The 21,650-nt window shown below is 47.3% G+C and carries 23 protein-coding genes and 1 pseudogene; 7 read left to right on the top strand and 17 right to left on the bottom strand.

The window, feature by feature from the left end:
- Nucleotides 1-8 precede the first annotated feature (8 nt).
- The 6 genes from BEN74_RS18045 to BEN74_RS18015 all read right to left on the bottom strand — a co-directional run bounded on the left by BEN74_RS18045 (nt 9) and on the right by BEN74_RS18015 (nt 4,660).
- Nucleotides 9-683, bottom strand: a complete 675-nt coding sequence (locus BEN74_RS18045; RefSeq protein ID WP_068910787.1) for a PilW family protein — start codon at nt 681-683, stop codon at nt 9-11.
- Between the two features lie 10 nt (nt 684-693).
- Nucleotides 694-1,134: a prepilin-type N-terminal cleavage/methylation domain-containing protein gene (locus tag BEN74_RS18040; RefSeq protein ID WP_068910786.1), complete on the bottom strand. Its 441-nt coding sequence runs from the start codon at nt 1,132-1,134 to the stop codon at nt 694-696.
- On the bottom strand, nt 1,115-1,567 hold the full coding sequence (locus BEN74_RS18035) for a pilus assembly FimT family protein (RefSeq protein WP_068910785.1): 453 nt from the start codon (nt 1,565-1,567) through the stop codon (nt 1,115-1,117). The genes BEN74_RS18040 and BEN74_RS18035 overlap by 20 nt, the downstream gene beginning before the upstream one ends.
- Nucleotides 1,561-2,010 carry a type IV pilin protein gene (locus BEN74_RS18030; RefSeq protein WP_068910784.1) on the bottom strand — a complete coding sequence of 150 codons (450 nt, stop codon included), beginning with the start codon at nt 2,008-2,010 and terminating at the stop codon, nt 1,561-1,563. The genes BEN74_RS18035 and BEN74_RS18030 overlap by 7 nt, the downstream gene beginning before the upstream one ends.
- Before the next feature lie 469 nt (nt 2,011-2,479).
- Nucleotides 2,480-3,574 carry a fatty acid desaturase family protein gene (locus BEN74_RS18020; protein ID WP_068910782.1) on the bottom strand — a complete coding sequence of 365 codons (1,095 nt, stop codon included), beginning with the start codon at nt 3,572-3,574 and terminating at the stop codon, nt 2,480-2,482.
- A 15-nt stretch (nt 3,575-3,589) separates the two neighbouring features.
- Nucleotides 3,590-4,660 (bottom strand): ferredoxin reductase, encoded by a 1,071-nt coding sequence (locus BEN74_RS18015; protein WP_068910781.1) that lies wholly within the window; start codon nt 4,658-4,660, stop codon nt 3,590-3,592.
- 141 nt (nt 4,661-4,801) lie between these two features.
- Between BEN74_RS18015 and fabR the strand changes: the two genes are divergently transcribed.
- Together fabR and BEN74_RS18005 are read left to right on the top strand one after the other, a co-directional pair.
- The gene (fabR, locus tag BEN74_RS18010; RefSeq protein WP_068910902.1) at nt 4,802-5,494 is read left to right on the top strand and encodes an HTH-type transcriptional repressor FabR; all 693 of its coding nucleotides are present in this window, start codon (nt 4,802-4,804) and stop codon (nt 5,492-5,494) included.
- 153 nt (nt 5,495-5,647) lie between these two features.
- Nucleotides 5,648-6,333 (top strand): annotated as a pseudogene (locus tag BEN74_RS18005) (IS1595 family transposase).
- Between the two features lie 23 nt (nt 6,334-6,356).
- Here BEN74_RS18005 and BEN74_RS18000 read toward each other — a convergent pair.
- Both BEN74_RS18000 and BEN74_RS17995 read right to left on the bottom strand, forming a co-directional pair.
- Entirely contained in the window at nt 6,357-7,172 is an 816-nt protein-coding gene (locus BEN74_RS18000; RefSeq protein WP_068910901.1) for an alpha/beta fold hydrolase, read from the bottom strand.
- A 523-nt stretch (nt 7,173-7,695) separates the two neighbouring features.
- The gene (locus BEN74_RS17995) at nt 7,696-7,962 is read right to left on the bottom strand and encodes a PAAR domain-containing protein (RefSeq protein ID WP_068910900.1); all 267 of its coding nucleotides are present in this window, start codon (nt 7,960-7,962) and stop codon (nt 7,696-7,698) included.
- 200 nt (nt 7,963-8,162) lie between these two features.
- On the opposite strand from BEN74_RS17995, the gene BEN74_RS17990 reads away from it, so the two are divergent.
- Complete coding sequence (locus BEN74_RS17990) at nt 8,163-8,450, top strand: hypothetical protein (RefSeq protein ID WP_068910899.1); 288 nt, start codon at nt 8,163-8,165, stop codon at nt 8,448-8,450.
- Nucleotides 8,451-8,457: 7 nt separating this feature from the next.
- Nucleotides 8,458-8,859, top strand: a complete 402-nt coding sequence (locus tag BEN74_RS17985; RefSeq protein WP_068910780.1) for a hypothetical protein — start codon at nt 8,458-8,460, stop codon at nt 8,857-8,859.
- 53 nt (nt 8,860-8,912) lie between these two features.
- Here BEN74_RS17985 and rapA read toward each other — a convergent pair whose 3' ends face one another.
- The 3 genes from rapA to BEN74_RS17970 all read right to left on the bottom strand — a co-directional run bounded on the left by rapA (nt 8,913) and on the right by BEN74_RS17970 (nt 13,628).
- Nucleotides 8,913-11,750: an RNA polymerase-associated protein RapA gene (gene rapA / locus BEN74_RS17980; RefSeq protein ID WP_068910779.1), complete on the bottom strand. Its 2,838-nt coding sequence runs from the start codon at nt 11,748-11,750 to the stop codon at nt 8,913-8,915.
- Nucleotides 11,751-11,891: 141 nt separating this feature from the next.
- Nucleotides 11,892-12,536 carry an RluA family pseudouridine synthase gene (locus tag BEN74_RS17975; RefSeq protein ID WP_068910778.1) on the bottom strand — a complete coding sequence of 215 codons (645 nt, stop codon included), beginning with the start codon at nt 12,534-12,536 and terminating at the stop codon, nt 11,892-11,894.
- Between the two features lie 204 nt (nt 12,537-12,740).
- A complete protein-coding gene (locus tag BEN74_RS17970; protein ID WP_068910777.1) occupies nt 12,741-13,628 on the bottom strand; it encodes a LysR family transcriptional regulator in 888 nt (295 codons plus the stop codon).
- A 115-nt stretch (nt 13,629-13,743) separates the two neighbouring features.
- Here BEN74_RS17970 and BEN74_RS17965 point away from each other — a divergent pair, with 115 nt between their 5' ends.
- The 3 genes from BEN74_RS17965 to BEN74_RS17955 all read left to right on the top strand — a co-directional run bounded on the left by BEN74_RS17965 (nt 13,744) and on the right by BEN74_RS17955 (nt 16,579).
- A complete protein-coding gene (locus BEN74_RS17965) occupies nt 13,744-14,379 on the top strand; it encodes an SDR family oxidoreductase (protein ID WP_068910898.1) in 636 nt (211 codons plus the stop codon).
- Between the two features lie 33 nt (nt 14,380-14,412).
- A complete protein-coding gene (locus tag BEN74_RS17960; RefSeq protein WP_068910776.1) occupies nt 14,413-15,327 on the top strand; it encodes an alpha/beta hydrolase in 915 nt (304 codons plus the stop codon).
- Nucleotides 15,328-15,418: 91 nt separating this feature from the next.
- Nucleotides 15,419-16,579, top strand: coding sequence for an NADH-dependent flavin oxidoreductase (locus BEN74_RS17955; RefSeq protein WP_068910775.1), 1,161 nt, complete (start codon nt 15,419-15,421; stop codon nt 16,577-16,579).
- Between the two features lie 303 nt (nt 16,580-16,882).
- Here the strand turns inward: BEN74_RS17955 and BEN74_RS17950 are convergent, their stop codons facing one another.
- From BEN74_RS17950 to BEN74_RS17925, 6 genes are all read right to left on the bottom strand, one after another.
- Nucleotides 16,883-17,320 (bottom strand): hypothetical protein, encoded by a 438-nt coding sequence (locus BEN74_RS17950; RefSeq protein WP_068910774.1) that lies wholly within the window; start codon nt 17,318-17,320, stop codon nt 16,883-16,885.
- Nucleotides 17,321-17,438: 118 nt separating this feature from the next.
- Entirely contained in the window at nt 17,439-17,633 is a 195-nt protein-coding gene (locus BEN74_RS17945) for a hypothetical protein (RefSeq protein ID WP_068910773.1), read from the bottom strand.
- A 70-nt stretch (nt 17,634-17,703) separates the two neighbouring features.
- The gene (locus tag BEN74_RS17940) at nt 17,704-18,132 is read right to left on the bottom strand and encodes a hypothetical protein (protein ID WP_068910772.1); all 429 of its coding nucleotides are present in this window, start codon (nt 18,130-18,132) and stop codon (nt 17,704-17,706) included.
- A 346-nt stretch (nt 18,133-18,478) separates the two neighbouring features.
- A complete protein-coding gene (gene hemL, locus BEN74_RS17935) occupies nt 18,479-19,780 on the bottom strand; it encodes a glutamate-1-semialdehyde 2,1-aminomutase (protein ID WP_068910771.1) in 1,302 nt (433 codons plus the stop codon).
- 45 nt (nt 19,781-19,825) lie between these two features.
- On the bottom strand, nt 19,826-20,446 hold the full coding sequence (gene thiE, locus BEN74_RS17930; RefSeq protein ID WP_068910897.1) for a thiamine phosphate synthase: 621 nt from the start codon (nt 20,444-20,446) through the stop codon (nt 19,826-19,828).
- Nucleotides 20,447-21,059: 613 nt separating this feature from the next.
- Complete coding sequence (locus tag BEN74_RS17925) at nt 21,060-21,443, bottom strand: DUF962 domain-containing protein (protein WP_068910770.1); 384 nt, start codon at nt 21,441-21,443, stop codon at nt 21,060-21,062.
- Between the last annotated feature and the right edge of the window lie 207 nt (nt 21,444-21,650).

Below are 21,650 nucleotides of genomic sequence, written 5' to 3'. Positions count from 1 at the left end.
ATTCTCCCCTATTTGAAGTTAAATAGGCAGGTGACATTGCTGATGGTTTTCGCCGCGCTGGCGCTGCTGGCAGCATAAGCTTGCGCTGTCAGTACCGCCTGATATTTGGCGCTGTCAGCAAGTCCATTTTTGGCGCCAAAAGGCACGCATCCGGCGGCCGATTCCACTTTCAAGTCAATGTTTCCAATATTGTTTGAATTATTTGAAATGCCCGATGAACGGAGAGCTTCATCAATAGCAATCAGCAGCTCTTTAGGCGTTGTAGCATCTGCCGGCTTGGCTAAGCTCGTGCATGCATAGCCGGCGGATTTCCCATATAAATACAGGCCGTTTGCATGGCTGTATAAGGCCTGGCAGAGCGTATCTGAGCTTTTCCAAACCAGATACTTGCCTGCAGTCCCAATTGCAACCGGGCTGCCGTCTTTATCCAGCACCTGAAAATTCGTCCCGTACCCAGCCGAGGTATTGCTTAGCCCAAACCCCATTCCTTGCAGAATGCGGTCAGCGGCAATAAAGCCCAGCATCATGCTGCTGTCCGCTTTGGCGCCAGCCGAGGATTCTGAGGTTACTGCGCCCGTCGTCACAAAGGCGCGGAGCATCGCTAGAATAATCAGAATAGATAAAGCCAGCGCAATCAGAATTTCAATTAAAGAAATACCCCGCTGAGAGCGTGAATGAATCATAATGACCCCCTTAAGGCGATATTTTTACTTTTATCGGAACAATCGAACTGTCCGCTGTACTGACCTGAATATCCGCATAAGTTACATCTACTGTTCCGGCAGCGACCCCATTGTTCTGATTGCCGGAGCCGTCTCTCGCTGTAACGCTGAACGTTTCTTTTTTTACCGAACAGACCGCCTGCACGCTTGCGCCGGCAACATCCACCTGCACATTATGCGTTCCTACCGCTTTGCTGCTGCACTGCCCGGTGTTTTCCAGCTGCTGGCGGAACTGGTTAACTGTATATAAATGAATATTCTGATCGCGGTGAATGACCGCTGTGCGGCCGGCAATATAAGCCGCCCCCAGGCCAATAATCGCCATCATTGCAACTGAAACCAGCACCTCGATCAGCGTAATCCCCTGCTGATGCGCCCGATGCTGCGTTTTTCTATAAGGCACCTGCTGCATTTGTACCTCCACTTGCGGTTATTGTGTAGACTTTGCAATCTGCAGTGAGCACATAAGCATTATTATTCAGCGGAATTTTATTATTGCATTCTGTGGAAAGGGTCACCGTAACCGTGGGTTCAATTGCGGACTGCAGAACAATTGAGTCGGCCGCGCTGTCATCTTTATTTCTGACCGTCATGGTTTTAGCGGTGTTGTCGATAATTAAGACCGCAGCCGGCGCTGTGCCGTCAATTTTCACGGCATTCGGGTTGCGGATCGCCTCATTTCTGGCGCGGCTATAGGCTTCCAGAAACAGCTTTTCAGTTTTGGTGATTTGCGCATTGGCCACCCAGGCCCGCCCCAGCGGCAAAGCGGACATCGCCAAAATTGCAATCAGCGCGACCGTAATCAGAAGCTCTATCAGGGTGATCCCCCGCGGCAGGCTTACCATGACGATAATCCTCCGCAGCCTGAACCGCCGCTAATGGTGCGTATGTTCTTATTGGTGAGCGTTAAATTGCATCCCGCATTCCGCCCCTTTCCTGTGGCAGTAAGCGTATAGGATGTGGCGGCGGCATTTGCCGTATAGTCAAAAGTGTCAGTTTCCGCCGGCTGCCACGCGCTTGCATATTCCTGCGTTTTTGCTGTAGAAACAGTCGGATTCACAGCAGGCACAGGGTAGCTGAGATTGCGCTGATACAGGCTTTCAATGACCAGGCCCAGCGCAACCAGATCAGCTCCTGCGCTGCGGGCTTTGGACTTGGTGATATAGTTTGAGTACATGGGCATGGCGATCATGGCTAGAATTGCAATAATTACAACGGTCACCATGATTTCCAGCAGCGTAAACCCCGCATTGGAAATTCTAATAGTTCTTGCTTGCTTTTTAGTCATATTATTGCTCAAGCAGTTGTTGTTATTATTTAAAATCTAGCATGATCAATATAAAATTCATGCTGTCAAAAAAATACAGTGATTAATCCTCAAGTTAAAAAACATTATTATTTGGCAGGCATTATCATTTAGTAAAAAGAATCATCCGCTGCAGCCGGACATTCCTAAATTTTATACTGGCCGTTAAACTTAAAATTTATTTCTTCTTATTTTCAAATCAATAAAAGCGCAAATGTCATAAATAAAATGCAGCCTTACGGCTGCGCAGCATATACTCCGCCAGAGTATTATTTTTTAGATCATATTTTATACAATTATTCAATTGGCAAAAATGCTCAAATATTTCCGGCCTGTATAATTTTTTCTTACAAGAAATCACAAATAGTAAACAGGCCAGTTGCTCATAAAAAAGAGCAACCGCCTGAGGCAATTGCTCCTGTTTACTTTAATATCAAAAACTTAATGCAGCTTACTTTTTAAAAGGAAACGCATATTTCACAATCCGCTTCAGCACGCTGCCGTACTGCTTTACCAGGCTGGCATTGTTGTAGTTCAGGCCGTATTTTTCACATACTGCCTGAACTTTCGGCGCCATTTTACGGTAGCGGCGCGCCGGAACATCTGGGTATAAATGATGCTCAATCTGATGGCTTAAATGGCCCGTCAAAATATGAAAAGCCTCTGAACCGGTCAAGTTGGATGAACCGCGGATCTGGCGCATGTACCAGTGGCCGCGGCTTTCATTCTGCAGCACGGCTTTCGGAAAGACTTCCACATCCTTTGTAAAATGGCCGCAGAAAATAATGCTGAATGTCCAGATATTGCGCACGCCATTCGCCACTAAATTTCCGGCAAATACCGGCAGCGCTGCCGGGCCGGCAATCAGCGGGAAGAATACATAATCCTTAAACAGCTGCTTAGAGATCTTTTTCTGCAGCGGCATCCATTCTTCTTTCAGTTCCGCCTTAGACTTGCGCCCAAACCAGACCTTGCCGATTTCCAGATTCTGTATGGCTACGCCCCACTGGAACAGCAGGCAGAACGGAATGCTGTAAAGCGGCTGCAGCAGAAAGCCCGGCTTCCAGCGCTGTTCCGGAAATAAGCGCACAAGGCCATAGCCGATATCATCATCCATGCCTTTAATGTTGGTATAGGTATGGTGCTTGTAATTATGCGTTTGGCGCCAGTTGTCCGCCGTGCCGACAATATCCCATTCATAGCTTGGGCCGTTGAATTTAGGGTCATTCATCCAGTCGTACTGGCCATGCATGACATTATGCCCCAGCTCCATGTTTTCCATAATTTTGGAAAAACTGAGCAAGCCTGTGCCCAGCACCCACGCCGGCGGGAACCAGCCTGCAAACAGCAGCGCGCGGCCAGCCAGGGAAGAATAGCGGACAGCTGAATAGACACGGCGGATGTACTTGGCGTCTTTTTCGCCAATATCATCCACAACTTCCTGCCGGATGGCATCCAGCTCGCGGGCCAGCTCATCTAAGTCCGCCTGAGTCAGTTCGCGGTTCTTTGGATTTTTAAAATATTGCAGTTTTACAGGCATGTTCATGAATATTGTCCTACCTTATAAATCAATGATGAGATCAGTCTGCGCTGAATTGACACACAGCTTAAGCAAGCTGCCCGGCTCAGCATGCTGCGCGCCGTTCACTAAATTTCTGGTTGCGCCTTCCGCTTTTTTACAGACGCATTTGTTGCAGATGCCCATGCGGCAGCCATGCTCCGGCCTGATATTCTGCTGTTCCAGGCTCACTAAAATGGACTGGCCTTTTGGAATGCTGACGACTTTATTGGATTTGGCCAGCGTGACATTCACAAAGCCGATGTCATCTACCGGCGCAAGGTTCATGCTGAAGGCTTCGCTTTGAAATGCCTGCGCGGACTGTGCAAACAGCTCTTCCGCTTTGGCCGCAAATCCGGCAGGCCCGCATGCATAAACAGTGCTGCCGGCAAGATCCGCAATCTGCGCAGCATGCGTTTCGTTTAAGCGCGCATCCGCTTCAGCGTCTTGCGTATAGTAAATTTTGAATGTGAAATTTGCATGCAGCTGCGCCAGCTTTTCAAACTGCGCGCTAAAGGCCACATCTTCATGGCGCTTGACCCAGTACAGCAGCTGCACAGGTTGCGCGCCCATCTGCCCTGTTTGGCTCAGCGCTTTCAACAGGCTGAACATTGGGGTAATGCCGCTGCCGGCTGCCAGCAGCGCCAGCGGGCTGTTTTGCGCAGGCAAAGTCATGTCGCCAAAAGGCAGGCCAAACTCAATAATGTCGCCGGCTTTGGCCTGATCAGCCAGCCAGGCGCTGGCTTTGCCCGCAGTGACTTTTTTTGCGCTGAGCAGCACATGCTGGCTGTCCAGCCGGGTCAGGCTGTAGGTGCGCTCATAGCGCACGCCGCCAATCGTAATAAATACCGGATGATGCTGTCCTGCCTGGCCGAATTTAAAATGCCGGTTGACCTGCAGCGTTAAGCTGACCATATCCTCGGCCGCCATTTCCTTCTGTACAACTTTGCCCAGCGCCTGATTGCTAGACCACAGCGGGTTGAACTTCTGCAGCCAGAAATTGACTGCATTCAAATCGACCACGCTTTCCGTAAAGAAACTGAAGGGCTGTTTTGTTTTTTGAAGTGCATGCATAGCAGAGACATCTCATCGCAATTTTTAATTATTATACACATGTATATATATTTGTATATATATTCGTGCATTTAATCTAAACCCGACAAAGGCTGTAAGCTTCCGCGATAATATGTTAAGGTTTACAATTCCTTGAAAAATATGACTCGGTCTGCATTGAAAGCGAATCTAGGCACCATGCTCCAACCTCAAACTGTCCCTGAAACAGCAGCTGTCCGCACAGTCGGCCGCAAAGCTACAATTACAAAAGAAGAACTGTTTCAGGCAGCCCTGCATTTAATTGGCCCGCAAAAAAGCATTGCGTCTTTGAGCCTGCGTGAAGTCGCGCGTGAAGCCGGCATTGCGCCGAACAGCTTTTACCGCCATTTTAAAGATATTGATGAACTGGCCATTGAGCTGATTGAGCGCTCCGGCCTGGCGCTGCGTAAAATCCTGCATGAAGCGCGCCTCAAGGCATCCAAGCAGAACAGCATTATCCGCAGTTCAGTGGAGGTATTTATTGCGCAGCTGAATGTCGATGAAGGCAACCTAAGCCTGCTGCTGCGCGAAGGCTATACCGGTTCGGCGTCGTACAAGCAGGCGGTTGAACGCCAGCTGAATTTTTTCCAGCAGGAATTGAAAGAAGACCTGATTGTTCTGGAAAGGCTCAACCAAAGCAAACTGGCGCACCCGGACATTGTCGCCAAAGGCATCACGCAGCTGGTGTTCAATATGGGCGCCAAGGTGATTGACCTGCCGCCGGAAGAACGCAAAGCGGTTGCAGAGCAAACCATGATCATGATCCGGATGATTCTGGAAGGCGCGCGCCATTTGGATGAAGCCCGCATCCGCTGACCGCTTGGCGCCGCAGCGCGTGCGCTAGCTTAATAAGCCGATCTGCTTCGCCAGATGCACGGCTTTGGTGCGCGAATTGACCTCCAGTTTTTGATAAGTTTTCTTAGGGGCCTAGGAAGTTAAGCATATTAAAAAGTATGGTAACGTCCTTATATTAAAGCAAAAAATAGATACTATTCCCGCTCAAGAATCAATGAAGTAAAATTCAGGCAGATTATTCGCTTTTTTGCCATAGATTTCACTGCCTCAGATACAGCTAAACTCACTAATATCTCAGTACGTTCCATCAATATAATTTACATCAAGCTACATCAAACAATTGCTGCTCAATGCGATGAAATTTCTCCTTTCAATGGTGTTGTTGAACTGGATGAATCTTACTTCGGGGCTCGTCGTATTTGCAGAAAAAAGCCGTGGTACATCAGGAAAAATAATTATATTTAGCCTGCTCAAACGAGCTGAAAATGTGTATGACGAAATTGTGCCTGATTGCTCCAAAGCTAAGCTACAAGGCATTATCCGTTGGCATATTAAGCTTGATTCAGTGATCAACACAGATGAATAGAGAGGCTATGATGGTTTGGTTGATATTGGCTTTGACAAGCATTTAAGAGTGAATCATGGTGACAATGAATTTGCTTGCGGGGAGTGGCATATTGACAGCATAAAATCATTTTGGTGCTATGCCAAAAAGCGGCTGATCAAATTCAAGGGTATTGAAAGAAAGATGTTTTATTTGCATCTGTTTGCATCTGAAAGAAACGGAGTATCTCTTCAATCATCAGCATGATAATTTGTACCTTGATTTGCTTAAATTACTTCGTAACAGCCCTCTTTAACTTCCTAAGCCCCCATATTAATTTCAAACATCTGATACCTTGTGCATCTCTATCATTTTTTTCACATACTGCGCTGCAGCCTCCGGCTTCTCCAGCGGGAACATATGCCCGCCTTCCACCACGCTGAACTCAATGCCATAAGTTTTCTTCATGCCCTGCGGCAGGCCTTGCCTGTAGAAATGGCTTTGCTGCGCGGTAATCACATGCACAGGCATCGGCGGCGCTTTGCGCGGCGTCCGCCACCACCATGCCGGCACAGTGCGGAAGATTTCAGCTTCGGCAGTTTTCGGAATGCTTAGGGTCATCCCGCCCCGCTCTTGATCGGCCCTGACGCCGCTGGCAAAAAAATCATCAAAGCACTGCGCATCAAAGTGCTTGAATAAGCGGTTATTGCGCAATGAATGATAAGCGTCTTCACGGCTAGGCCAATGGTCTTTGCGCTTCATGGTAATGCCCGCCGGGGTAATCCGGTCTACGGTCTGCAGCTTTAATTTCTGCAGCCCTTCAAAAATAGCGGATTTTCCGCCAATCACAAAAGGCGGGTCCATCATCACCAGCTGCGAAAACAGCTCAGGGCGCTTATAGGCGCACATCAGCGTGACCAGCGATCCGAAAGAATGCCCCAAGCCAATGACTTGCTGATTGGGAAACTGCCGCTGAATGTCCTGAATCACCTGATCCACCAGATGCGTCCAGCGGTAAGTCACGGGAAATTCAGCGTTCATGCCGATCAGCGGAATCGCTTTCACATTATAGCCGGCTCCAAAAGCCTGAAAAAACTTTTGATAGCTGGCGGAGGGAATGCCGTTGGCATGGGTAAAATGTATCGGTTGAGTCATGCTGAAATACAGTCTGTTCTTGAATGCGTCCAGCCTATGCTGCAAAAGCGCTTTTGATAATTGCAGTTCTGCGCTTATTGCTGAATGGCGAGTCACTCAGCCCGCAGAATAATGCCTGATGCCAGAATAATGTTGATCAGTTAAGGAGTTTTGCTGCAAACTTCTTAACCTTTTGGATTATTCACGGCGGAGTCTTACCGTTTTGAAATCGAATTTTTGGAGCTCGTTTTGTTCCTTGCGAAACAATGTTTCTCATTCGCCAAATGAGAAGCGAAGCTTCGCAAGGAAAGCATCTTGTGGCGCAATGCGCCTCACCGCGAAACCTGTTCACTTTCTGCACTGAACAGCTTTCATCGCAAAAACAGTCCATTTCAAAGACTTGCGCTTCGAATAAAAGCAGTGCTTTTATTCTTGCTCAGGTTGCGGATGACGCTTCCGCGTATCAAATAAATTCTAGAGTTTAAAAAGAAAAAGCCAATCAGTTTCTTAACTGACTGGCATTACTGATGCCGGGATGCTTTTCCTATTTGGCCGATACCGCCAAGTGCTGACTGGGCAGAAAAATGGCGCCGCATGTGGCTTTATCGCCGGCAACGACCACGGCGCGCCCTTTTACCGTAACGGACAGGTCCGCCGCAATGGCAGCAACTGCAGCTTGGCACTTTGGACAGTAATGCTTCATGCCGTTCAAATGCACCGCAATGCCGTTAATCAGGAAGGAGCTGTCACATTCTGTTACTACGCCGCCATGCGATGTTGCCGACCCGAGGGTAATGAGCGCTTTTGCCATAATTTTTATCATCCGCTGTTTATTTTTTGAGGCATTTTAACCGAAGCCGCGCCTTTGCTCCAGCATCCTCAGACGGCTTGCGGATTTGGCCGGATAGGCGCCTATGCGGCGCCCGCCGCTGGCGCTGCAATAAACAGGATTTTCACCCGGTTCGCGATATAATGGCGGAAACGCAAGATATCCGCATTTGGAGCAAGCTTATGAGCGAAGAACAGAAGTCTGATTTATTTATTCAGCAGATTCAAAACGTGCTGCTGCATGACTGGGACCCTATCAATATCCGCAAAGACGCATCCATGCAGGATGAATATGACGCCTATATTGCCGACATTCTGGATATTCTGGAAAATGAGCAGGCGACGGCTGCCGAAATTGCAGACTGCCTGCAGGCTATTGAGCATGACTATATGGGGCTGGCAAAGAACCCTGCCCGCGCAGAAGAAGCCGCCGGGAAAATCTGGCAGTATTTTGAAGAATTTTTAGCCTGAGGCGCATATGCGGCTAATTGACAGCTTTAACAGCGCGGAACCTGAGCGCCATATCCGCTTAAACCTGAATCAGCGCCCTGAACAGATTGTGCAGGAGATCGTTCAGCACTGCCATGCCTATGATCCGGAAGTGTTGAGCGCTGCAGGCGAAGAAGCGGATTATGTTCTGGCCGCCCTCCATCGCATGCCATTTTGCAGCGTGGCTCTGCAGCAGCCCTGCATGCAGCATGTCCGCCCTGAACAGCTGGCAAGCCGGCATCAGCTGCTGATACAGCTGGACAGCGCGCACCCCGACCATGCAGCGCTGTCTGAAAAGTTTGACCTGCTCGGCGCTGACGTCAGCTTTGAAGATGCGGTGCTGCGCCTGCTGCATACCTATATGCAGATGCCGATGGATGAAAATGGTTAGGACGAAAGCGATTAAAAAAGCGCCCGGAGGCGCTTTCATTTTGCATGCTGCGGTTAAGGCTTAACCACCACCATCACCTGAATGGCTTCCGGCGTTACCGAAAGCCCGTCCAGCAGGCTTAAGCCTTCTTTCTGCAGCTTCTGCAGGCGGGAGATTTCGTCTTCGCGGATGCTTGGATTGAACTGCTTCAAGTAGGTCAGGCGGTCAATTTCATACTGCCATTTGCTGCCGTACACTTCTTTCGCCTGCTGCTTGAAGTTCGGCAATGCAGATTTGGCAATTTCCAATGCCTGGCCGTAACGCTCTTCAATCACTTCACGGCGCGCTTTCACCACTTGACGGCAGCTGTTGCTGTCTAAATGGTGCAGATACGGCTTGAGAATTTCCGGCGCAATCTTAACGGACAAGTCCTGGCCTTTTTCGCTGAGCAGAACGCGGATCAGCTGCTGCGGCAGGCTTGAAGGCAGGTTCAAGGCTTTAGGCGCAATCACATCCACTTTAAACCATACTTCAATCAGCACCGAACCCTGCGGCAAAGCGGCCGATTTCAGCACAGCGACATTGGTGCTGCCGAAGCCTTGGGTATTGATCATTTCCATCACGCTTTCGGTGAATGGATGCTCCAGCGTCAGGTACTGCGCGTCTTCGCGCACCTGCGCCTGATCGCGGTAGAAGGTTGCAGTCATGCCTTCTTCATCCAAAGTCAGGCCCTGAACCTGCATTTGGTCGGTCGGCTTAATGATCACCGTGCCGTTGCTCTGCTCATCAAAATCAATGTTCGTGGCCGCCATAAAGCGCTTCATGAACATGGGCAATGTGGTGTTGTCGTCGTAATCTTCCAGCGCCTGCACAATTTCCTGCGCCACAATTGGACGGCAGGAGTTGTATTCCAGCAGGCGGTCACGGCCGGCCTGCAGTTCCGCTTCCAGCGCTTCACGCTGCACTGAAACTTCTTCCAGCAGGTCTTCAAACTGCTGGCCCAAATCCGCCAGCAGGCAGTCTTTCAGGCTGACAATGAAGTTTTCCTGCAGCGTTTGCGCAGTTGGCGAAATATTGCTGAAAATGTTCAGGCCTTCGTTGTACCAGCGGAACATGCGCTCCTGCGCAGTGCCGGCCAGATACGGCACATGAATTTGAATGCGGTTTTCCTGGCCAATGCGGTCCAGACGGCCGATACGCTGTTCCAGCACATCCGGGTTTGCCGGCAAATCAAATAAAATCAGGTCAGAAGCAAACTGGAAGTTGCGCCCTTCAGAACCGATTTCAGAGCACAGCAGAATCTGCGCGCCGTAAGATTCTTCAGCAAAGTAGGCTGCCGCCTGATCGCGCTCCAGCAGGCTCATGCCTTCATGGAACATGGCGGTGCGGATGCCAGCGTGCAGGCGCAATACATTTTCCAGCGCTTCAACCACCGGGCCGCTGCGCGCAATCAGCAGCACTTTATTGTGCTTCAAGTCTGTGCGCAGTTTTTCCATCAGCCACATTACGCGCGGATCTGTTTCCATCCATGCGCCATCCAGCTGCGCTTCTTCCGGCCACATCTGCTCGCGCAGCTTGCCGTCTTTAGACCAGTTTTCCGGCGCCGGCAATGGCGCCGGCTGGCAGTCACGGCCCGGGAAGCCCTGAATCGCTTCGCGGGTATTGCGGAATAAAATCCGGCCAGTGCCATGGCGGTCTAAAATTTCGTGAATTGCGCGGAAACGCTGTTCAGGATTATCGTCAATGCGCTGTCCAAGCAGCTGTTCCACCGCGTCTAAATGCGCGGCTTCCAGCGGCAGATCCGACATCAGCACTTCTGCAATTTTTGCCGTATGCTGGTACTTTTCTTCTTCATCCAGAAAGCGCTCAAGCGAGCTGAAGCGCTGCGGGTCCAGCAGGCGCATGCGCGCAAAGTGGCTTTCCACGCCCAGCTGTTCCGGCGTTGCTGTCAGCAGCAGCACACCGGCGGTCTGCTGCGAAAGTTCTTCAACAAGGTCGTAACGGTCGTTGCCGCCTTCCTCTTCATTCCACATCAGATGATGCGCTTCATCGACCACCAGCAGGTCAAAGCCGGCTTCCAAAGCCTGCTCGCGCAGATCATCGTGGTCAATCATCAAGTCAATGCTGGCAATAATCCGCTGTTCAGTTAAAAACGGATTCTGTTCCGGATCATGCTCTTTGATTGATGCGGTGCGGGTCAAATCAAACAGGGAGAATTCAAGATTGAAGCGGCGGCGCATTTCAATCATCCACTGATACTGCAGCGAATCCGGCACTAAAATCAGGATGCGTTCAGAACGGCCGGTTTTCAGCTGCTGATGAATGATCAGGCCAGCTTCAATGGTTTTGCCCAGGCCGACTTCATCGGCCAGCAGCACGCGCGGCGCAAAGCGCTTGCCGACTTCGTGCGCAATATACAGCTGGTGCGGAATCAGGCCAACGCGCGAACCGACTAAGCCGCGCAAAGGGCTGGACTGCATATTAGCCTGCATCAGCAAAGACTCAATGCGCAGGTCATACCATTCTTTATAGTCAATCTGGCTGGCCAGCAGGCGGTCCAGCGGCTTAGACAGCTGAATGTTGGCGCCAATGCGGGTTTCATTTAAGGATTTGCGCTCTTCCGTACCGTCTTCTTTGGTGCGGATAACGTTGTAGCGCAGCACGCCGCTGCGGTCTTCTGCCGATTCTACAGCCCAGATGACGCCTTCCTGATCCTGAACTTCATCGCCTGCGTTAAATACGATGCGGGATAAAGGCGCATTGTGACGCGCGTATACACGCGTTTCATCGCTCTTTGGGAATAAAATGCTGACCGATCGCTCATCTACATCAATAAGAACTCCTAATCCAAGCTCTGTTTCCGTGTCCGATAACCAACGTTGACCAATAGCAAACTGCTGCAATTTTTCCACCTTTATCTTAAGTAAGGACTGCAAATTTCAGGCCCAAATAGTGTTTGATATTTGAGCAAAAATCCGCACCGAATAGCAATGTATTTTGACATAAAGCCCACTAAAAAGTGAGGCTCATTTCGAATGTTTCAAGGGTATTTTCTAGAATGGCGCAGGACAGGTAAATTCTACGGCCTGCTCTGTTTTCGGATGATGAAAGCTCAAGCGTTCCGCATGCAGGCACAGGCGCGGCATTAAGGCCTGCTGCTGCTCATCTGCATATAAGGTATCGCCGACAATTGGATGGCCCAAATACTGCATGTGCACGCGAAGCTGATGGGAGCGGCCGGTAATAGGCGTCAGCGTAACGCGCGTCACGGCCGCGCCATTGATCTGAAAATGCTCAAGGGCCTGCCAATACGTCAGCGCGGGCTTGTTATGCGCAGGGTCTGCAATATGCAGTGGCGGGCGCGACGGATCATACACCACAGGCACATCAACAGTACCCTCGCCTTCTAAAGTCCCGGCCACAATGGCCTGATAGGTTTTAGCGGTTTGGCGCTCTTGAAACTGGCGGGAGATGCGGTTCTGGCCCAGCTTTGACAAGCCAAAAACCAAAATGCCTGAGGTGTCGCGGTCCAGACGGTGAATCAATAAAGTCTTAGGTTCTTCTTTCACTAAGCGATTGATCAGGCAATCCTGCAGATCTGCTGTTTTTCCTGGAACAGTGAGCAAGCCGGCCGGCTTATGGATCACCATAAAATCTTCATCACGATGAATCAGATGTTCTGTCAGAAAACTATTCAATGTTCAATCCAGGCCAATCGCGAAAATAAGGGCGCAATGATAAAAAGCTTAGCCAAGAAATACAATGCGAAAAGCCCGAATTGCGCATGTTTTTTCCGATTTGCGGCAAAAATATTTTCAATTGGCCCTGTTTTAAAATTCAGCCGGAAGCAATTGCTGCTGATCGCTTAAATTTGCTTTGCAGCAGCGCCGATATGCGGTCTATTAACTTTCCTTCAGCGCATTACACACGATCTGAAATGCAGGGGAATTGAAGCGGCGGCTCGTATAAAAAAGATAAAGCGGCGGATAGGTCGAAGCGCTTTCATTTAAAAAACTGAGCAGCTTCCCTTCAGCCAAAAAATCTTGCACGATATCAAGCGGTAAATAGGCGACACCTAATCCATCAATGGCAGCATCAAGCACCCGATCTACACCGGTAAAAATTAAATGGCTCTCTATTTTATAAGCAATTTGCTTGTCACCTTGCATAAAATTCCAGGCCAATAATGAATTGCTCGTCAGCAGCTTAATGCCTAGGCAATGATGCTGGTTGAGATCCTGAATGCTTTTGATTTCAGCTTTACCCTGCATATATTCAGGCGATGCAACTAAACACATTTGAATTGGATGGCTAATCGGCACGGCGATCATATCTTTTTCAATAGACAGTCCCAGACGGACACCCGCATCATAGCCTTCCTGGGCAATATCCACCTGCCGATTATCCGAAATAAGCTCAATGGTAATCTCTGGGTATTCTTTCACTATTTTTTTGATTTTACTGTAAATATAATATTTTATCGAAAAATCATCCGCGGTGATTCTGACCCGGCCATGCGGTTTATTTTTCATTAAACTCAGGCGTTCCAGTCCTAAGGCAATGTCCTCTAACTGATGGCCAACATAGTCAAACAGTTTTTCTCCAGCCTCAGTCAAAGTGACGCTTCTGGTTGTTCTGTTAAATAGTTTTAATTCTAAATTTTGTTCAAGATTGCCAATACTTTGGCTCACAGCCGATTGTGTCGTACCGAGAGCCGCAGCCGCTTTGGTGAAGTTCCCATTCTGAACTACAGCAATAAAAGCATGCAAATCATTCAAGTTTGTTTTCATAAAAATGAGCCAATTAATAAGAGATGCTAATTAAAACAATATGATTATAGCCTCTAATCATGAAAGCCATAGCTTGATAAGATCAATTCCATCAAAGAAATTGCGGAACATCGCTATGAAAAAGGTTTTGGTACTTGGCGCTGCAGGGCAAATCGCTCAATGGGCTATTGATTCGCTAAAGAGTCAGCCTGAAATTGCGCTGACACTCTTTGCGAGGGATAAAAGCAAGTTAGCTCCCCTGCCTCTGGCAAATACTCGGATTATTGAAGGTGATGTTCTCAACATAGAGCAATTAACCGATGCCATGCAAGGGCAAGATATGGTGTATGCAAACCTTGCCGGCGATATGGAGGGGCAAGCTGAAAATATCATTAAAGTAATGAATACGCTAAATATTCAGCGCCTGATTTCCATTAACACACTTGGAATTTACAATGAAGTTCCAGGCGCGTTTAGCGAGTGGAATAATCAGGAAATCGGTGAATATTTTCCTCCATACCGCAAGTCTGCAGACTTAATTGAAAGCTCCAGTTTGGATTACACCATTCTGAGAGCAGCCTGGTTAACAGATGAAAACGAAGTCGATTTTGAAATCACACATAAAGGTGAGGCTTTTAAAGGTACGGTAGTATCCAGAAAAAGTGTTGCTCACTTAGTGACTCAAATTATTGCCAACCCAGCGTTATATGCAAAAGAAAATTTAGGTGTCAGCAAGCCTCATTCTGATGCAGACAAACCCTACTTTATGTAATCCATGCAGTTAAAAATACAAGGTAAATGAACGATGAAAAGTGTAAAAGTAAAAGCGCCCTACTGGGAAATTGCAGCTGATTTATATTTCCCTGATGATTTTGATGAAAGTAAAAAATACCCTGCCATTATCAGCGCCCATCCGATTGGGAGCTGCAAGGAACAGACCTCCGGCAATGTCTACGGTGCTGCCTTAGCGAAAGCCGGTTTTGTTGTGATTGCCTTTGATGCAAGCTTTCAAGGCGAAAGCGGCGGTGAGCCGCGCTATATTGAAGATCCGGCCCTCCGTGTTGAGGATTTCAGCCTGGTTGCTGATTATCTTGTCACTTTAGATTATGTCGATGAAAACCGCATCGGCGTTCTAGGCATTTGCGGCGGCGGCGGTTATTCCATTAATGCTGCAATGACTGAACGCAGAATTAAAGCGGTAGGCACAATTACCGGTGCAAACTATGGCCGTGTCATGCGTGAAGCAAGCGGCGGCAATCCTGTCGCATTTCTGGAAGCAATTGCTGCTCAACGCACTGCTGAGGCAAAAGGCGCTCCGCTTCGTGTCGATCAAGGGCTGTATCCGACTGTAGAAGCAGCCAAAGCGGATCATGCCGACATCGACCCGCTGGAAGCGACCGAATATTACCGTACAGCGCGCGGCGAAAAGCCGAATGGCGTGAATAAAACCTTATTTTCACGCAATGCCGCCGCTGTGGGATGGGATGCCTTCCATTTAGCAGAAGTTCTGCTGACTCAGCCTCTCATGATTATCGTGGGCAGCAAACCGGGCGGTTTTGGCGCATATCGTGATGGTTTTGAGATTATCAACCGCGCCGCATCGGCCAATAAAGAGCTGGTTGTTGTAGAGGGCTGGTCGCATTACGATCTTTATGACAAGCCTGAGCCTGTGAAAACAGCGCTGGATAAACTGATTCCATTCTACAAAGCAAATCTGTAAGTGAAAGCCTGAAACAAAGCATCAGATTTAATGCCTTGTTTCATGGTGAAGACCACCTTTTCTTAGAAAGCTCAATATGCTGGATACATTCATGGCGATGCAAGATTCTAAATTATTTCAGCCTTTCCCATTCACCCCAGACCTAACTTTACGGAACCGAATCATTATGGCACCCATGACGACATGGTCAGCGAATGATGATGGGACAGTTTCAGAACAAGAACTGCAATATCTTCGCCAGCGTGTACAAGGCGTTGGCTTGGTCATTACAGGCTGCACCCATGTACTGGAAAACGGGATTGGATTTACCAATGAATTTGCGGCATTTGATGACCGTTTTATTCCCAGTTTAAAAAACTTAGCCCAGGCAGCCCAAAGCGGAGGCGCGCCGGCGATCCTGCAGATTTTCCATGCAGGCAACAAAGCCTTGCCTGATTTAATCCCGAATAGAGATGTGGTGAGTGCCAGTGCGCTGCGTACACCAGCCGGTTCTTTTATCGACAGCCAAATGACTACTCGCGCTTTATCTGATCAAGAAGTTTTAGATATGGTTCATGCCTTTGGCGAAACGGCACGAAGAGCGATTGCAGCTGGATTTGACGGAATTGAACTGCATGGCGCTCATGGCTTTCTCATTCAGAACTTTTTTTCACCATTGTTTAATCAGCGGGTGGATGAATGGGGAGGAACGCTTGAAAAGCGCATGAATTTTCCTTTGGCTGTGGTGAATGAAGTGCAACGTGTCATCAAGCAATATGCGCAAAAACCGTTTGCATTGGGCTATCGCATCTCTGTGGAAGAATACGAGGAACATGGTCTGCGGATCAGTGACAGCTTGCAGCTGATTGACCGTTTAGTTGCAGCCGGTATTGATTATCTTCATGTTTCACTCACAGACGTTTTGAATAGCCAGCCTGTTGATCGCACAGATGATGAACTTACAATTCAACGCATAGTGAAACATTTAAATCATAGAATTCCTCTGATTTCTGCCGGGAAGATTCGAACACCAAGTCAAGCCGAACAAGCGCTGGCATTAGGATTGCCTCTGATTGCAATTGGCAAGGCCATTGTCATGAATCCTGACTGGGTTGAACTGGCAGGAAATAAGGAAGCAAGCCGGATTTCAACAGAATTGGAGACCGAAAGAAATCCTGAATTGCGCATACCTGATCAGCTATGGAATGAAATCAAGGCAAGAAATGGCTGGTTCCCTATTCGTCAGAAAGAGAATGGCGTGAAGATTGCCTAAAATCAACAGAATGCAGATCAGATATTGGATTCTAATATTCTAATTTAGTATAAAAGATTTTAGGTTAAATAAGTGATTGAAAGGCCTATGAATTGGGCCTTTTGTATCACATGTATTATGTTAATTTCAGGAATACTTAAAACTGCATGAATGAAAAATCGTGGTTTCAGTAGTCTTAATTCTAACTGTATTATGGGGCATACAATGGATGCTTCGTGGTTTTCCAACAGGAAATTAAAACAGTATTTCCATTGATTTCGTATAACGCCCATTATGTTAAATGGAGAATGATTTAAGGTTTTTTTATTGTTTCGATAAAATTAATCTCTGACTTCCATTGTAAAAAATTAGGGTATAATTTTTTAATATTTTCCCTGTCGGGCTGATACAAAATTTTCCTGTAACTGGAACTTTCCATTCTGATCCAACATTGCTTGATAAACCAATCCAAGCGTGTCCACTAAAAACAAATTTTCTATTATTTTCTATATGAAAATCTTCAAAATAAATCGTATCACACCAAAAAGTGTCAGGCTTACCAAAATCTATTTTTGAAAATTTCCAACAACTTAAGATAGCAAAGTTGCTTTCAAACCATTCATCTCTATAGTTAAACTGAATATAACTATGAATCGCTTCAGCTGTAGATTTTTCTAATTGTAGAACTCTTCGCTGAATGCGTCTTTTATTCGAATAAAGAAACTTAGTATGCTTTTCTTCTTGGTATTCGTTTCTTTCCATAGCTTTAATGATTACATTGTAGTTTGTCTAAAATTAACATCATACGAATTATGCGAAACGTAGATCCACGTTTTTACATTTTTTGACTTATGACATCTATTATTTTAAATAATGGGTATTACTTTGTTGAGTTTTCACAATTCAGTAGAATACATTTACCATCAATTTTACTAACTAAACTTATAGGCTTGGATGTTTCTCCATCGTCAAAAGATATCTCAGCTAATAGGTTTTGATCTTCGAAAGATTCTAATTCTTCAATTAATTGCTTGATACTTTTACCACGTGTGACCCATTCCGGATTTTTAGTCATATTACTTCCAGCTATTAAATATTTCTAAAATTAACACAATACGAATTAACAGCCCATGCTAATTTGCTTCTTAAACACCAAGAACTGTAATGCCATCTTTTTGATTCTCAATATTTTCTAGAAAATTAATTATTTCACTGATCATAATTAAGACTTTAGGCTTCAAACTTAAAAAATTCTCGTCAAAAAACTCTGTCTCCTCACTAAAGATCAGTTTCAATGTTCTGTCAAATTTATTACTTTTAGCTATAAAACTATGAAAATAGTATAAATCTTTAACGATACCTCCAATCGTTTCAGAACTAATATAGGTATTTCCCCAATGAAAATATTCCTCCTTATTCCTATTAAAAAAATTTTCAACCAACGAAAAGGCAACTTCATTAATTACGATCGAATTTAGACAACTGGCATTTCTATTTAGATCAGTAGGAATAATTTGAATATTTAAAGATCCAATTAAGCCTGAAACGGATTTAACCTTGAAATCAATTTCCATATTAATTCCCTTTTATATTTTTAATTTTCTCTAAAATTAACATAATACACGCTATGCGAAATTCTTGAAATTTATTCATAAACATCAACACCTTAGTCAAGGCTGTTCCAGGGTTCAGCACCTTGAAACTGCTTTTTAATTATTATTCACGTTCCACGCTTATTTTTCAATCAAAGCTCCACGCTTTTATAAACTTTAGCTTAGAAATGCTTTCTAAGCTAAAGTTTTTAATGCGCTTACGCTAAAAAGCCTGAATCACCTGCCGTTAGGAAAAGTTAAAAAACATGAAAACAAAAAAGCCCGCAGCATCGCGCCGCGGGCTTTAGCCTAAAGAGCTTAACCGCTTTTAAGCTTTCATTTCCGCAAATGTTTCTTTCGCCATTTCAATCGTAAATGCAATGTCTTCATCGCTATGCGCGCTGGAAATAAAGCCTGCTTCAAAAGCGGAAGGCGCCAGATTCACGCCGCGGCTGAGCATGCCGTGGAAGAACTTGCGGAATGCATCCACATCGCATTTCAGCATGGAGTCGAAGCTGGTAATGTCGTCCTGATCGGTAAAGTAAAGGCCGAACATGCCGCCTACTTGCTGAGTCTTAAACGCAATGCCCTCTTCATCCGCAGCTGCCTGCAGGCCAGCCAGCAAGCCTTCCAGCTTAGCTGTTAGCGCTTCATAAAAGCCCGGCTGGCGCAGATGCTTGAACATTTCAATGCCTGCGCGCATTGCCAGCGGATTGCCGGAAAGTGTGCCTGCTTGGTAAACTTTGCCCAATGGCGCGATGCATTCCATAACTTCACGCTTGCCGCCAAATGCGCCGACCGGCAGGCCTGCACCAATGATTTTGCCCAGCGTAGTCAAATCCGGCTTAACATTGTAGTGCGCCTGCGCGCCGCCTAAGCCAACACGGAAACCGGTCATCACTTCATCAATAATAAAGACTGAACCGTGCTCATCGCAGACATCGCGGATCGCCTGCAGGAAACCGTCCACCGGCTTCACCAGATTCATATTGCCTGCCACAGGCTCAACAATCACGCCGGCAATTTCAGAACCGAATTTAGCGAAGCATTCCTTTAAAGTCGCAATGTCATTATACGGCAGCGTTAAAGTATGCTTGGCAAAGTCCGCCGGCACGCCCGCAGAAGTCGCTTCCCCTTCGCCGTTGGTCAGCAGGCCTGAACCGGCTTTCACCAAAAGCGAGTCTGAATGGCCGTGATAGCAGCCTTCAAATTTCACAATTTTGTCACGGCCTGTATAGCCGCGCGCCAGGCGGATCGCCGTCATGGTCGCTTCAGTGCCTGAGTTGGTCATGCGCACCAGCTCAATTGACGGCATAATTTCACAGATAATGTCGGCCAGCGTGGTTTCATGCACCGTCGGCGCGCCAAAACTCAAGCCGTCTACAGCAGCGGTTTGCACCGCCTTGATAATATCCGGCTGCGCATGGCCTAAAATCATTGGCCCCCATGAGCCGACATAGTCCACATAGCGCTTGCCGTCTACGTCATAAAGATAAGCGCCTTGAGCTTTTTCAATAAATACCGGCGTACCGCCCACACTGTTAAACGCGCGCACAGGCGAGTTCACACCGCCAGGAATATGCTTGCTGGCCTGTTTAAACAATTGTTCTTGCTTTGGAGATAAGCTCATGAAATCACTCAACTGAAATATCTAAAAGTAATAAAGTAAAAGCGTTTATGCCGTTTGCGCAAATAAGTCCGCCCATGCCTGAACGCGCGCGGGAATATCTTCGGCTGTTTTGCCTAATATATCACTAATCACGGCGCAGAGGTCTGCGCCGGACTCCAGCACGATCCTTGAGTTTTCAACCGTTAAGCCGCCAATGGCGCAAATCGGCAGGTCAAATTTGGCGGAAGCCTGCTTTAAAGCTTCCAAGCCGATCTTGCCCGCTTCCGGCTTGGTGCTGGTCGCATAAATGGCGCCAAAGGCCACATAACTGGCGCCATCGGCAATCGCCTGCTCAGCCAGCTGCATTGAGTTTTCACAGGTGCGGCCAATAATCGCACCCGGCTGCAAGCCCTGCGCAGCGTCACGGATTTCACCATCGCTTTGGCCCAAATGCACGCCCAGCCCGAACTGCGCAGCCAGCGCCAAGTCATCATTAATCACAAACGGCACCTGATGGCGTTCGCAAAGCGCCTTGATCTGCTCCACTTCATCAGGCTGATCTGCCTTAAGCACTTTTTTACGGCGGTACTGCAGAATTTTAACTGCGCCCGGCGCCAAAGCGGCGTCCAATTTCGGGAGCAGCACAGCCAAGGGATCATCATTGGTGATAAGGTATAAACCGCGCATATTAACAGTCACTGAATCAAACTTAGGGCTATTATAGGCTGAACTGCGCGGAACCGGGCCAAGAATATGCACTTCTCAAGTGAAATAGAACGCTACGCTGCCTGGCCAGCAGCTTGCATCAAATAAACTGCTTTTTCCTGCTTTTGTTAGAAAAATACCCAATTCTGGGGATAGCGCAGCAGCCTTAAAAACGTAAAATGACATGCATAACTATAACGATAAATACTTAATAATAATCAAATCAGCGCGATATTAGGTCTTTTGATGGTTTATGTTAAGCGTACGGGGAAACGTATAAACCATCAAAAGGCCTGCCCTATTTAAATCCATCACCTAGTATTTTTCTATTTTCAAATCATTGGCCTGATAATCTTTTTTTGTTCCATGCAATAAAAAAAGCCTAGAGAAGGTCGCTCTAGGCTTGGAAAACTTTAAAATCTATCATCTTGAATGCAACAGGAACATTATTAGAACAATAACTTTAAAAATGCAATATCATTTCTCCGGCTTAGCGCTTAAGTTCTGATTATATTTCAGCAAAAAATTAAAATCCGCCGGTTAAGGCGGATCTGCAATTCCTCAGCGCTTTCGTCCTGCATTCAGCGCGCCGGCATCAGCTGTCAATTTTATCCCGGCTGCGCTCCAGCAGGCTCAAATTGCCGCGCGCAACATCGGCCAGCATGCGCCAGTCAGAAATAAAGCTGTACAGCGGCTGCTTAAAGCTGGCGGGCTTATTTTTTTCAAAAACAAAATGGCCAATCCATGCGCAAGCGTAGCCGGATGCCAGGCCATACAGAAAATACTTGGGCTGGCGCCGGCGCAGGGCTTTAGAAAAAAAGTACAGGCCAGCGGCGCTGCCCGCAACATGCAGGCGCCGGCTCATGATATTGCGGTGCTCGGTTAAATAAAAACGGTAAAAATCCGCATAGTTTTGAATTGGCATGGCGGCCGGCGCTTCGGGCTGCTGATCCGCCGGAACTGGCGCTTGAGCATTCATAGTCATCATCCTGATGTTTTTTCCACACCATAGCGCAAATTTCAGGCCATGAAAAGGCAGATCTGATCAGCGCCAAGGGCACGCTGAACACCGGCTTCAGGCCATGCAGGCATAGCCAGCCTGGAAGCGGCTTTGCCAATCTCTGCGCAATTAACCGGCTTATCTGCATCGTCAAGCCTTACATGCATTTGGTTTTTGGTTAAAATC

The sequence above is a fragment of the Acinetobacter sp. WCHAc010034 genome, from assembly GCF_001696615.3.
In the GTDB taxonomy this organism is placed as follows: Bacteria; Pseudomonadota; Gammaproteobacteria; order Pseudomonadales; family Moraxellaceae; genus Acinetobacter.
Note: the sequence above shows the minus strand (reverse complement) of the source record. Positions and strands in the feature narration are given on the sequence as shown.